This window comes from Streptomyces sp. T028 (assembly GCF_048159505.1).
In the GTDB taxonomy this organism is placed as follows: Bacteria; Actinomycetota; Actinomycetes; order Streptomycetales; family Streptomycetaceae; genus Streptomyces.
The window spans coordinates 28267-41062 of sequence record NZ_JBLRVZ010000059.1; the positions used below are offsets into that span (position 1 = coordinate 28267).

General features: G+C 72.1%; 7 protein-coding genes and 2 pseudogenes. 4 read left to right on the forward strand and 5 right to left on the reverse strand.

Annotation, left to right across the window (positions count from 1 at the left end; translation table 11 throughout):
• The first annotated feature begins 60 nt into the window (after window positions 1–60).
• A complete protein-coding gene (locus ACLZN2_RS44060) occupies window positions 61–1305 on the forward strand; it encodes an ROK family transcriptional regulator (RefSeq protein WP_416985437.1) in 1245 nt (414 codons plus the stop codon).
• 31 nt (window positions 1306–1336) lie between these two features.
• Here the strand turns inward: ACLZN2_RS44060 and ACLZN2_RS44065 are convergent, their stop codons facing one another.
• The 3 genes from ACLZN2_RS44065 to ACLZN2_RS44075 all read right to left on the reverse strand — a co-directional run bounded on the left by ACLZN2_RS44065 (window position 1337) and on the right by ACLZN2_RS44075 (window position 5075).
• Window positions 1337–2416 (reverse strand): hypothetical protein, encoded by a 1080-nt coding sequence (locus ACLZN2_RS44065; protein WP_416985438.1) that lies wholly within the window; start codon window positions 2414–2416, stop codon window positions 1337–1339.
• Between the two features lie 58 nt (window positions 2417–2474).
• Window positions 2475–4139 carry a hypothetical protein gene (locus ACLZN2_RS44070; protein ID WP_416985439.1) on the reverse strand — a complete coding sequence of 555 codons (1665 nt, stop codon included), beginning with the start codon at window positions 4137–4139 and terminating at the stop codon, window positions 2475–2477.
• Window positions 4140–4283: 144 nt separating this feature from the next.
• A complete protein-coding gene (locus ACLZN2_RS44075) occupies window positions 4284–5075 on the reverse strand; it encodes a DUF2249 domain-containing protein (protein ID WP_416985440.1) in 792 nt (263 codons plus the stop codon).
• A gap of 74 nt (window positions 5076–5149) precedes the next feature.
• Between ACLZN2_RS44075 and ACLZN2_RS44080 the strand changes: the two genes are divergently transcribed.
• The 3 genes from ACLZN2_RS44080 to ACLZN2_RS44090 are packed head-to-tail and all read left to right on the forward strand — an operon-like array spanning window position 5150 to window position 9839.
• A complete protein-coding gene (locus tag ACLZN2_RS44080) occupies window positions 5150–5890 on the forward strand; it encodes a helix-turn-helix transcriptional regulator (protein ID WP_416985441.1) in 741 nt (246 codons plus the stop codon).
• Entirely contained in the window at window positions 5887–7101 is a 1215-nt protein-coding gene (locus ACLZN2_RS44085; RefSeq protein ID WP_416985442.1) for a hypothetical protein, read from the forward strand. The genes ACLZN2_RS44080 and ACLZN2_RS44085 overlap by 4 nt, the downstream gene beginning before the upstream one ends.
• Window positions 7098–9839, forward strand: coding sequence for a multicopper oxidase domain-containing protein (locus ACLZN2_RS44090; RefSeq protein WP_416985443.1), 2742 nt, complete (start codon window positions 7098–7100; stop codon window positions 9837–9839). The genes ACLZN2_RS44085 and ACLZN2_RS44090 overlap by 4 nt, the downstream gene beginning before the upstream one ends.
• An 88-nt stretch (window positions 9840–9927) precedes the next feature.
• Here the strand turns inward: ACLZN2_RS44090 and ACLZN2_RS44095 are convergent.
• Window positions 9928–10215 (reverse strand): annotated as a pseudogene (locus tag ACLZN2_RS44095) (respiratory nitrate reductase subunit gamma); the annotation flags it as partial.
• Window positions 10216–12653, reverse strand: a pseudogene (locus ACLZN2_RS44100) (molybdopterin-dependent oxidoreductase); the annotation flags it as partial. It abuts the pseudogene before it with no gap.
• Window positions 12654–12796 lie beyond the last annotated feature (143 nt).

Sequence of the window (12796 nt, forward strand, 5' to 3'; positions counted from 1 at the left end):
TACTAAGTCAACGCCCCGCGGCGGTATCGTCATTGAGCTGGAACAGAGAGGACCTCGCGCGTGCGGCAAGCAGGAACAAACCTCCCCAAGGTCGGGCGCTACAACCGAGCGGTGGTCCTCGACCAGATCCAACTCGCGGACGGCATCAGCCGAGTTGAGATCGCCCAGCTGACCGGCCTCACCCCGCAGACGGTCTCCGGCATCGTGCGACGGCTGCTGGACGAGGGGATCGTGCGGGAGGACGGAGCCAGCCGGGTCGCCAGTGGCGGCAAGCCCCGCACCACCCTGCGGATCAACGCGGACGCGGGCAGCGCCGTCGGGCTCGTCTTCGATCCGGTCGAACTCACCTGCGCCGTGGTCGACCTGCTCGGACGGCCGCTGATCGTCAAGCGGCGTCCCACCCCTCCCGGCACCGACCCGTCACACGTCGTGCCGGCCATGGCCGAGCTGGTCGCCGACGTGCTCGACGAGGCGAAGGTCCCCCGCGGCCAGGTCCTGGGACTGGGACTCGCCACGCCGGGCCCGATCGACCAGAAGCTCGGCATGATGGTCGACCCGCCTCAACTCGCGCACTGGACACGGGTGCCCTTGCAAAGCATGCTGAGCGAGGCCACCAGCCTGCCGGTGACCCTCGACAACGACGCGACCGCCGCCGCGATCGGCGAACGCTGGTCCGGAGTGGGCAAGGGGGTCGCGAACTTCGCCTACTTCTTCTTCGGTACCGGCGTCGGCGGCGGCCTGATCCTCAACCACCAGGTGTACAGAGGCGGTTCGTTCAACGCCGGAGAGTTCGGTCACTCCTCGGTACTGCCCGACGGGCCCGAATGCTACTGCGGCAGCCGGGGCTGCCTGGAGAGGCTGGTCAACCCGTCGGCGATCGTCACCGAGGTGCACCGCCGACTCGCCACCCGACCCGACGGCAACAGTGTGCTGTCGCACATGTTCGACAAGGACCCCGCCTCCGTCGACCACGCCGCGATCCAGCTCGCGGCGGGAGCCGGCGACCCCGTCGCCGCCGCGGTCGTCGACGAGGCCGCGGAACATGTCGCCTCGGTCGCGGTCAACATCGCCAACTTCATCGACGTGGACCTCATCATCCTCGGCGGTCACGGCATACGGCATGTGGAGTCGCGGTACGTCGACGTCGTCGCCTCCGCGCTGGCGAACAGACCGCTGGCCCGGCACATCCGATGCGTGGAGGTCGCGGCCTCCCCGCTCGGCACGGACGCCGCCGTCGTGGGCAGCGCCGCGCTCGTGCTGCACGCCACGTACTCCCCACAGCTGTCAGCGCTTCTGTCGGACTGACCGAGCACCGGGATGTCGTGCGCTGTGCGGGTCAGCAGGTCAACTCGCCCGACGCCGCGGGTTCGTTCGCGCCCGTGGAGAGCGAGATCTGCTTGACCTTGCCCGTGTAGTCGCCCACGGCCCCGTCCTCGGTCGACCCGTCGGAGTAGTAGAGGGCGGACGCCCAGGGCTCGGCGTCCTTCTCCAGCTGGTCCATCAGCGCTTCCATCGTCGCCGTACGGAAGTTCGTGTTCAGGCAGCCGCCGCCCAGGTACGACCAGTCGGGGTTGGTGCCCTCCGTCGGGTCGGTCGCCTTCGCGTCGGACGGAAGCAGGGCGAGCGCCGCCTTCCGCGCCCGGTCCTCGTCGACCGGGGACGAGAAGACGACGTCCACGCTGATGAGGTGGTCCTTCAGCGACTCGGCGGGCGGGACGGTGGCGCAGACGACCTCGTCCTTCGCCAGGCGGTAGGCCACCGGGTCAGACATGGGCATGCCCAGCTGTGCCGCGCACTCCTTGGACCACGAGACACGCGGATAGCGTTCGTCCCACCAGGTCACCGGTGAGGCGAGTCCCCGGCCGCCGAGGTCGTCCTCGGACGGTCCGCCGAGGGACTGCTCGGGAAGAGGGGCTTCCTTCAGCGGTGCCACGTGGGGACAGAACTCCGTCCGCAGGAAGTCGGCCATCGCGGCGGCCTGTTCCTCGGTCGCCCCGGCCGACTCGTCCGAGTACTGGATGCCCTCCCAGGTCCGGTAGCCGACGGCCACGTTGCGACAGGTGTCGACCTGGCTGGTCGCGAGCCGACGCCGGTCCTCCAGGCTGGTCTCGACGCCCACACCGAGACCGTAGTTGTTGGCGTCGCCGACCTCGCCGAGCTGGTTGACCAGGGCGTCGTCGACACCCGCGGCGGCGAGGAAGTCCTCGATCGACGTGTCGTCCCCGGTCGCCGCCTCCGTCTGCGCGGGGTACGTGTCCGACTCGTCGGCCGGTGCGGTCGACTCCGTACCCGTCACGTCCTCCGAAGCGGCGGAGGTGTGCGCGGCAGAGGATTCGGTGTCACTCCCGCAGCCGCCGACGGCAAGCACGGCGGCGAGGAGCAGAGCGGCGCCGGCGGGACGACGGTATCGGGACATGGGGCGACTCCGTGTGCGGGGAACAGACTTGGCGGGAACGGCGAGGCGGGAACGGCGATCACTTCGGCCTCTTCTTCGGTCGAGCGTCGACGACTCCGGGCAGGGGACGTGCACCCTGCAACGGGTCCTTCGCCTTCTTCCCCTGCTGCGTCTTCTTCGCTCGTGCCGACTTCTTCGCGGCTGCGGTCCTCTTCGCGTCCGCCGCTCCCTCGGCACGCCGAGTCTGCCTCGGCTTCGGCTTCGGCTTCGGCTTCCGCGCCGGTGTGTCCGGTTGGCTGTCCAGCCAGCGGCGGGTGGTCGCCATCTCGGTCACGAGCTGCGTGCGTTGCGGTTCCGGCAGCCTCGTCAGGGCCTCTTCCGCCCGCACCATCAGGGCTGCGGCGCGCTTCGGTCCCCGTCTCTGCCGTGCGCTGCGCAGAGCATGCCGAATCTCGGTGTCGCGGTACAGGGGAACACCGGCGAGAGTCTTCGGCTTCGGCTGGGCATCGGGCCATCGGACAAAGCCGCCCAAGCCCGGGACATAGTTGATGGTCTGGTGCTGAGCGGGCCGCTCCGCACTCTGCTGAGCGGCGATCCGACCGTCCGCGGTGAGCGGCAGCCGCGGCGGAGCCGTACGGGACGGCACCCCGTGCACGGCGAACGCCCGGTCCGCCTCACGCTGGCACCATCGCTTGAGTACCGCCGCCGTCGCGGGAACCCCGCAACCGACAGCGGCGAGCACATCCCCCACGTAGGGCGGCGGGTCGCTCTCCCCGGTCCTGATCAGCGCCGACAGCAACGGGCTCCCCTCACCGCCGCCGGTCCGCTCCACGGCGACCAGCAGACCGACGCGGTCCGGGTCGGACAGAGCGAGCAGGTCGCTTCCGGCGGTTCGGGCCAGCGCCTCCCAGGTGGGCCGGGTCCGAAACCTCGCGGCGCTCACCAGCGCCTCCTTCAGCGCGAGCACCTGGTCCTCGCGGGACCGCCGCACCGGCGCCGCACCGCGCCCGGCTCCCGCCTCGGCGGCCGGACCGCTGCCCGAACGGCGGCGCGGCTCCACTCCCGGGAGCCGGAGCCCCGCAGGGGTCATCGCACAGGCGTCGAGGGGCACCCAGGCCGTGCTGCGCCGGGGGTCCTCCGCCCTGAGCCGGATGTGCCGTACCGCACCGTGCGTCTCGAAGCGGAAGCGGAGTACGTACCCGTACTCGTCGTACAGCTCCTCCATGGTCTCCCGGTGGGCTGTACCCGGGCCGAAGACCCAGTCGAGGGTGGCCGATTCACTGTAGAGCCGCCGACGGGCCCGCTGCCAGTCCGCGTGCGCGAGCCTGCTGAACTGGAAGCGCACACGCTGTTGCCCGGCCGCGCCGACCCGGAAGTCGACGGCGTCTCCGGGGCCGGATCCGAGGTCGTGTGAAGTGGTCCGCCCCTTCAGTCGGTTGCGTCCGGCCCAGGCGGCGAGGTCGTCCTTGACGAAGAGATGGTCCGCGCTGGCCGCACCGTTGGCCGTACGGTGGCAGGAGGTGTGGGGCCGGTGAGCGAAGTGGCAGACCTTGTCGCGGTACAGGCGGTCCGACAGCTCGTTGCCGCACCCGCCGAGCTGGGTGCCGCACCAGTAGGTGTAGGCGGGGTGGCGTCGGCGCCAACGGGTCAGTTCGTCCGCGTCGGTCGGCAGGATGATCGCGCGCCCGGAGTTCCGGCCCCCGATCACCGCGGTCTGCACGAGTCTGCCGTCTGAGCCGTTCACGCATTCCCCCGGGCGACGCACGCCTGCCTGCCGAGAGGAACGGCGGGCGGACGACGGTTGATCAACATCAGTATGTGATCCATGCACTCGGTTCACAAGTGGTGAATCATCCCTGGGACGATCCCCTTCTCTCCCCCGGCAGCGTCAGACGTGCGTGAGCAGCAGGCGCCATGCCTCCGGGCCGCGCTGGAGGTACTCCACCGCGAACGCGCCCGGGTGGCGGTCCTCGATCTGGCCCAGCAGAGGCAGCGGGTCGTGCGGCGCGACCAGGATCATCGCCCGCCCCGAGGGCACCGCGGCGATCGCGCCGAACACCGTGGCGTGCCGCAGCGAGTGGGGGACGTCGCGTACGTCCAGCTCCGGCACGTCCGTCTCGTCCGAGCCTCCGCAGCCGCAGGTGCCCCCGCAGCCGCCACCGGACTCCACCGCCGTCTGGCCCTCGTGCCCGTGACCGTGCCCGAGGATGTCGTGCATGCCGTCCAGGAGTCCGGCGAGGGAGATGTCCGGGGCGCCCGCCAGCAGCGGCAGGATCAGCGTGTTCTCTTTCTCCAGGTGCTCCTCGAACAGCACCTGGAGCGCCCGGCCTTCGGTCGCCGCCTGCACGGCCGAACCGGCGGTGCGCAGCGCCTCTACGAGCGCGGCGAGCCTGCGGTGCTCGGCGAGCATGCCGTCGATCAGGAGACGGGCGGCGGGCAGGTCGTGCGCGACGGGGTAGAGGGTCTCCTCCTCGGCGGCCGCGTGCGGCAGCAGGTCCCGGTCGCAGAAGTCGACCAGTCCCGCGCGCACCGCGCCGGCCGCCGCCGGGTCGCGGTCCGCGGCGGCGATCAGCATCGCGACCCGTCCGGCCAGCTCACCCGCCAGCTGCGTGTGATGCGCCTCGGCGGCTTCTGCGGCCGCCGCGTCCTGGGGGTCCGATGCGATGGTCAGGGTGCTCATGAGGGTCGTCCTTCCAGCAGCCGACAGCCCGTCTCAGTTCGGTTTCGGGCCGATGACTGCAATATAGTACGGACATGACCGTGGAAAATAACGGGCCGCTTCCCGGCAGCGGATCGAACCGCGTACCGCTGTCCCGGCAGCGCCGCGGTGTCCTGCAGCAGCTGCGCGGCCAGGCCGCCCCCGTCACCGCGGGCGCGCTCGCCCAGGTGTGCGCGCTGCACGCCAACACCGTCCGCGAACACCTGGACGCCCTGGTGGACGACGGCCTCGCCGTCCGCGAACGGTCCAACCCCTCCGGACGTGGCCGCCCCGCCTTCCGCTACCGGGCCCGCCGGCCGCAGGAGTCGCCCGCACGCGAATACGCCGGGCTCGCCGCCGTCCTCGCCGCGCAGATCGCCCGCTCCAGCGCGGACCCGCGCCGGGACGCCCTCGCCGCCGGTGAGCAGTGGGGGATCCTCCTCACCGCCCGGCAGACACCGACGGCGGATCCCAAGGAGGCGCGGACCCGGCTGCTGGGCCTCCTCGACGAGATCGGCTTCGCCCCGGAAGCAGACCCGGAAGCGCGTCAAGTCCGGTTGCGGCGCTGTCCGTTCGTGGAGACGGCGCGTGAACACCCCGGTGTCATCTGCGGTGTTCACGAGGGACTGGCCCGGGCGGGGCTCGCCGTGCTGGGCGGGTCGCCGCAGGAGGTCGAGCTGCTGCCGTTCGCCGAACCGGACGCGTGCCGACTGCACTTGGGCCCGACCGGGCAAGCCGGCGATGAGGACGGCGCCGAGCACCCGGCCTCGGACGGCACACCCGGAGCGCACCGGTGACCCCGGCGTCCCGCTCCGCCCTTCGCGGCACCGCCGCCCGGCGCGCGGGAGCCCGCCGCGCACCCCTGCTGTTCGCCGCCGGACTCTGCCTCCTCGCCGGTCTCGACGCCGCCCTCGGCCTGCTGGGCCTCCCGGCCCCGGTCACCGCCGACCGCCTCCCACAGGTGCACGGCGTGCTGATGGTGCTCGGCTTCACCGGCACGCTGGTCGCGCTGGAACGCGCCGTCGCCCTGGGCCGGCCCTGGGCCCATCTGGCCCCCGGATGCCTCGGCGCCGGGGGCCTGTTGTTGCTCAGCCCGGTCGACCTGGTCGTACCCCGGCTGCTGCTCGTCGCCGGATGCGCGGCCCTGGTCGCGCTGTACGTACGCTTCTGGCACCGGCAGCCGAGCGCCGCCCTGATCGCTCAGGCCGCGGGCGCCGTCTCGGCACTGGGTGCGGCGCTGCTGTGGCTGGGCGGGACCGACGTACCGCGCATGCTGCCCTGGCTGGTGGCGTTCCTCGTGCTGACGATCGCCGGGGAGCGGCTGGAACTCGCCCGGGTGGCCGTCCTGGCACCCTCGACGGAACAGACGTTCCTGTGGTGCGTCGGCGCGGTCACCGCCGGCGTGGTCGCCACCCTGCTGTGGCCCGCGACCGGCACCGTCCTGCTCGGCGCCGCTCTGCTCGCCCTGGTCGCCTGGCTCGTCGTGCACGACGTCGCCCGCCGGCTGCTGCGCTCCACCGGCCTGCCCCGCTTCACCGCGGCGTGTCTGCTCGCCGGGTACGCCTGGCTGGGCCTGGCCGGCGCCCTGTGGCTGCTCACCGGGCCGGTCACCGAGGGGACGCGGTACGACGCGGTGGTGCACGCCGTGTTCCTGGGCTTCGTGATGTCGATGATCATGGCGCACGCCCCGGTGATCCTGCCCGCCGTCCTGCGCCGTCCCCTCCCCTACCACCCGGCGCTCGCGGTGGCGGCCTGGCTGCTGCAGCTGTCGCTGGCGCTGCGCGTGGTGGTCGGTGACCTGCGGGACGTCCGGGGCGCGTGGCAGTTCGGCGGGGTGCTCAACATCGTCGCCGTACTGCTGTTCGTCGTGTCGGCGGCCACCGGCTCCGTCATCGCCACGCGGCGCGCGTCGGCGACGGCCTCTGCCGCTGCCTCTGCCGATGCTTCTGCCTCTGCGTCTGCGTCTGCGTCTGCGTCAGCCCCCTCCGACCACAGGACCCGCCGGTGACCACGAACCTGTCTCTGTCCACGGCGAGCGGATCCGCGCCGAAGCCCCCCGGCCACTCCCCGCGCGCCCGCTGGCACCTCGGTGTGAACGCGGTCGTGGTGGTCTGGCTCGCCCTCTTCGCCGCGGTCGGGTCCGCCCACCACTTCCTGCCGCACGCCTTCTGGCTGCTCGTCCACGCGCTGCTGCTCGGGGCGGTCACCAACGCGATCGTGATCTGGTCGGGCCACTTCGCCGCCTCCGTCCTGCGGCTGCCCGAGGCGAACCGGGGTGCCCCCGCCGCACTGCGTCTGGTCTGCCTGAATCTCGGCGCGGTCGGCGTGATCGGCGGCATGCTCTTCGAGCGGTGGTACGTCGTCCTGGTCGGCGGCTGCCTGGTCGCGGCGGCGGTCACGGCACACGCCGTATGGCTGGTACGGCTGATGCGGCGGGCGCTGCCCGGCCGGTTCTCCATGACCGTGCGCTACTACGTGGCCGCCTCCGCCCTGTTGCCCGTGGGTGCCGCGTTCGGCGTCGTCATGGCGCGCGGTGATCTCGCCGGTGATCTGCCCGAACGGCTGCGTGTCGCCCACGAGACGATCAACCTGTTCGGCTGGGTCGGCCTCACCGTCGCCGGAACGCTCATCACCCTGTGGCCGACGATGCTGCGCACGCGGGTGGCGGACGGCGCGGAACGAGCGGGCCGCGCCGTCCTCCCCGTCCTGCTCACCGGACTCGGTGCCGCCGTCGTCGGCACCCTGTTCTGCCCGCCGCCCCTGGCCGCACCCGGCGTGGTCGTCCACGCCGCCGGGCTGGTCGTCGCGGGCCGGCCCTGGCTCCGCGAGGCCCGGGCGAAGGCGCCGCGGTCCTTCGCCGCGTGGTCGGTGGCCGCGGGCTGCGGCTGGCTCGCCGGATCGCTGGCCGTACTGGCCGGGATCCTCCTGACCACGACCTCCTGGATCACGGTGGGGGCGCGCATACCGCTGCTCACCGCGCCGCTCGCCGCGGGCTGGATCGCCCAGGTACTGCTCGGCGCGCTGAGCTTCCTCGTCCCCGTGGTCCTGGGCGGCGGCCCCGCTGCCGTGCGCGCCGCCACCGCGAGCCTCGAACGAGCCTGGCCCGCCCGGCTGGCCATCACCAACGCCGCGCTGCTGCTGTGCGTGCTGCCGGTGCCGTCGACGGTGCGGGTGGCGTGCTCGGTGCTGCTGCTGGTGATGCTGCTGTTCTTTCTGGTGCTGCTGGTGCTGACGGTCGTACGAGGCCTGCGTGACCGGCGCGGTGCGGCCACCCCGGGGGTGCCCGCGCCCGCTCCGGCCGAGCCCCCGGCCCGCCCGCACCGCGTGCTCGGCGGCGTCGCCCTCGGACTCGCGGTCGTGATGCTGGCCGTCGCCGGCGGCGGTGCGGCGGACGTGCGGTCGCTGCCGGTCGTGGAGCGGTCCGCCGACACGAACGCCGACGGCGACGCCGTGAAGGCGACCGGCCGCACCACCACGGTCACGGTGACGATCCGCAGCATGCGCTTCTCGCCGTCCTCCGTCGACGTACCCGCCGGAGACCGCCTGGTGATCACCCTGAACAACACGGGCACCGACACCCACGACCTGCTGCTGGAGACCGGCGCCCGTACCGACCGGATCAGCCCGGGACAGAAGGACACCCTGGACGTGGGAGTCGTCGGCCGGGACCTCGACGGCTGGTGCTCCGTGGTCGGGCACCGGCAGATGGGGATGGTCTTCGCCGTGAACGTCACCGGAGCCGACACCGGAGCCGACACCGACACGGACTCCGACGCGGACTCCGGCACGGACGGCAGCGGGACCACCCACGACCACAGCGGCGCCGGTACGGCTCAGGAAGCCACCGGCGACTCCGCCGCCGACGCGTTCGACCCGATGGCCGAACCGGCCGTCGGCTTCACCGCCCGCGACGCCCGACTCCCGTCCGCCACGGGCGGATCCGGACGCGGGGTGATCAAGAAGACGCTCACCGTGCGGGAGGCGACGCGGGAAGTCGCCCCCGGCGTACGGCAGAAGCTGTGGACCTTCGACGGAACGGCCCCCGGACCCGTGCTGCGCGGACGCGTCGGTGACACCTTCGAGATCACCCTCGTCAACGACGGGTCGATCGGCCACTCGGTCGACTTCCACGCCGGATCGCTCGCGCCGAACGGGCCGATGCGCACCATCAAGCCCGGCGAGTCCCTGACGTACCGGTTCACGGCCACCCGCAGCGGCATCTGGATGTACCACTGCTCGACCATGCCGATGTCCCTGCACATCGCCAACGGCATGTTCGGCGCGGTGATCATCGACCCGCCCGGTCTGCCCGAGGTGGACCGTGAGTACGTGCTGGTCCAGTCGGAGTTCTACCTCGGCAAGCAGGGCGGTACGGCCGACGCCGCCAAGGTGAACGCCAAGGACTACGACATGGTCGCCTTCAACGGCTGTGCCAACCAGTACGATCACGACCCGCTGACCGCCGAGGCCGGTGAGCGCGTACGGATCTGGGTGCTGGCGGCCGGGCCGAACGTGTCCAGCGCCTTCCATGTCGTGGGCGGCCAGTTCGACACGGTGTTCCGTGAGGGTGCGTACGACGTGAAACGGGGCGGGTCGCAGAGCGGGGGCGCGCAGGTCCTCGATCTCGCCCCCGCCTCGGGGGGATTCGTCGAGCTGTCCTTCCCGGAGGCCGGTGACTATCCGTTCGTCACGCACGCCATGAGCGACGCGGAACGGGGTGCGCACGGCGTCTTCCAGGTGCGGTGAGCGGTCGGCGTCTACCGCTCGTCCACTCCTGCTCGGGTTGTTCGAGCGCGGCCCGGATGACCAACTGGCAATCGACGCCCGTGACTCGTCACCCCACGCGTTCCCAGCCGCGGCGCGGAGGGCGGGTGCCGAGGAGGGTGTCGCGGCTGCGGTAGACGATGTAGGGGCGGGTCAGGTAGCCCACGGGTGCGGTGAGCATGTGCACCAGGCGGGTGAAGGGCCAGGCCGCGAAGAGCAGCAGGGAGCTGGTCGCGTGCAGTTGGAACAGTACCGGGGCCTCGGTCATCAGGTCCGGGTGGGGCTGGAAGTAGAAGATGGAGCGGAACCACGGGGAGATGGTCTCCCGGTAGTCGTATCCGTCGCCGACGACGTTCGCGGCGTGCACGAAGGGGTGCATGTCCGTGCTGGACAGGTCGTGCTTCTCGTACCAGGTCGCGGCCGGCAGGACGATGTCGGAGTAGACGGTCGTGCTGGTCATCCGGAAGTCCAGGGTCAGCAGCAGGTCGAGCTTGCCGGCGGGGGGCCTCCTCCCGCCACTTCACGTCCTTCGGCCGGGCCCCGGGCGGCGCCTCCGTGGCGCGCACGTTCGAGTCGGCGCCCAGCAGGTGCTTGAGGAAGTACTCGTTGCCCTTGGCCGAGGAGCCGAGCAGGTTGGCCCGCCACACCGTCAGGACGCGCGGGAAGTTCTCGGGGGCGTCGGGGTCCTCACCCGCGAACCCCAGCCGCCCGGCCGTGAGTTCCTCCACCACGTGCTCACCCACGGCACGCCCTGCCGCCTGCGCCTCGTCGGCGAGGTCGAGAGGGTTGCGGTCGAAGGTCGGGTACGACGGCATCCAGCCCATGCGCGCCGACTGCGCGATCACGTCCGCCGTGGACTTCCCGGCGAACGGGCCGCCCCCACCGGCCGCGGCGAGGTTGTCGGCGGCGAGCGGAGCGAGATGGGGGTACCCCCGGCCGGAGGCTGGGGGAGGGGCGTAGCGGAACTGGTCGCTGTGCAGGTACCAGTACGCCGTCTGGATCATCTGCCTCGCCGGCCGGTTCCAGTCCGCGGCCGCCGCGATCGCCGAGTAACCGGTGAGGGGACGCACCTTCTCCTGGCCCACGTAGTGCGCCCAGCCGCCGCCGTTGACGCCCTGGCAGCCGGTCAGCGTGGTCAGTGTCAGAAACGCCCGGTAGATGGTGTCGGAGTGGAACCAGTGGTTCGTCCCGGCCCCCATGACGATCATCGAACGGCCGCCGGACTCCTCGGCGTTGGCCGCGAACTCCCGGGCGATGCGGGCGGCCTTCCCGGCCTCCACTCCCGTGATGGCGGCCTGCCAGGCGGGGGTGTACGGCTCGCTCGCGTCGTCGTACGAGGTGGGCCACCGGCCGGGCAGACCGTCGCGGGCCACTCCGTACTGGGCCAGCAGCAGGTCGTACACCGTGGTCACCACGCGTCCGGCGATCCGCCTGACCGGTACGCCGCGCCGCAGCCGGCCGGCGCTGCCGTCGGGGGCGTCGAAGCGGGGCAGTTCGACGGCGACCGGTGCCTCGTCGCCGCCCTCGGCGGACAGCAGGGGCCGGGTGTCGCCGAGGTCCAGGTTCCATTTTCCGGCGCCGGCCTCGCCGTAGCGGTCGCCGAGCGTGCCGTTCGGCACCACGGGCTGCCCGGTGGCCGCGTCCAGCAGCACGGTCCGGAACTGCGCGTGCTCGGCCGCGGCGGCCTCTCCGCCGAGGTCGGCGGCGGTCAGGAACTTGCCCGGCGTGTACGTGCCCGGCTCCCCCTCGGTCGCGTCGAGAGCGACCAGGAAGGGCAGATCCGTGTACTTCCTGACGTAGTCGGAGAAGTACGGCGTCTGCCGGTCGACGAAGAACTCCTTGAGGATCACGTGCCCCATGGCCATCGCCAGCGCCCCGTCGGTGCCGGGCTGGGCCGCGAGCCACTCGTCGGCGAACTTCACGTTGTCCGCGTAGTCGGGTGACACCGCGACGACCTTCTGGCCCCGGTAGCGGGCCTCGGCCATCCAGTGGGCGTCCGGGGTGCGGGTCACCGGCAGGTTGGAGCCCCACATGATCAGGTAGCCGGCGTCCCACCAGTCCCCCGACGCCGGTACGTCGGTCTGGTCGCCGAAGCCCTGCGGGGAGGCGACCGGGAGGTCGGCGTACCAGTCGTAGAACGACAGCATCACGCCGCCGAGCAGCGAGTGAAGCGGGCCCCGGCGGCTTGGGAGACCATCGACATCGCCGGGATCGGCGAGAAACCGGCGAGCCGGTCGGGGCCGTACTCCTTGATGGTGTGCACATGCGCGGCGGCGACCATCTCGACGGCCTCGTCCCAGCTCGCCCGGACGAGGCCGCCCTTGCCGCGCGCCCGCTTGTAGCGGCGCGCCTTCTCGGGGTCGGAGACGACGTCGGCCCGGGCGGCCACCGGGTCGCCCAGCCTCTGTTTGGCCTCCCGGTACAGCTGCAGCAGCACGCCCCGCACGTACGGGTGGCGGACCCGGGTCGGCGAGTACGTGTACCGGGAGAACGCCGCCCCGCGCGGGCAGCCGCGCGGCTCGTACTCGGGGCGGTCCGGGCCGACCGACGGGTAGTCGGTCTGCTGCGCCTCCCAGGTGATGATGCCGTCCTTGACGTACACCTTCCACGAGCACGAGCCGGTGCAGTTCCGCCGTGCGTGCAGCGCACCACCTTGTCGTGCGACCAGCGGTCCCGGTAGAACTCGTCCGCCTGCCGGCCGCCCCTCCTGTGCAGCGAGCGCAGGTCCTCGGAGACGTCGGCCCGGGTGAAGAACCGGCGGCTGCGCACCAGCGCCTCCGTCAGCTCGCCGTCCATGCCCGCTGCCCGTGTCCGGCTGGTTTCCGTGCCCACCGTGCCACTCCGCCCCGGGCGTGCAGGCCCGTTCGACTCGTGATCAAGTCCGGCCGCACACGACTCTACGACCGCTGTCCGAAGCGGTCACGCAACACGAGCGGCGG

Excerpts from the sequence above, each read along its gene's own strand:
- ACLZN2_RS44065 (WP_416985438.1), bottom strand. The coding sequence starts at position 2,416 with ATGTCCCGATACCGTCGTCCCGCCGGCGCCGCTCTGCTCCTCGCCGCC.
- ACLZN2_RS44075 (WP_416985440.1), bottom strand. The coding sequence starts at position 5,075 with ATGAGCACCCTGACCATCGCATCGGACCCCCAGGACGCGGCGGCCGCA.
- ACLZN2_RS44080 (WP_416985441.1), top strand. The coding sequence starts at position 5,150 with ATGACCGTGGAAAATAACGGGCCGCTTCCCGGCAGCGGATCGAACCGC.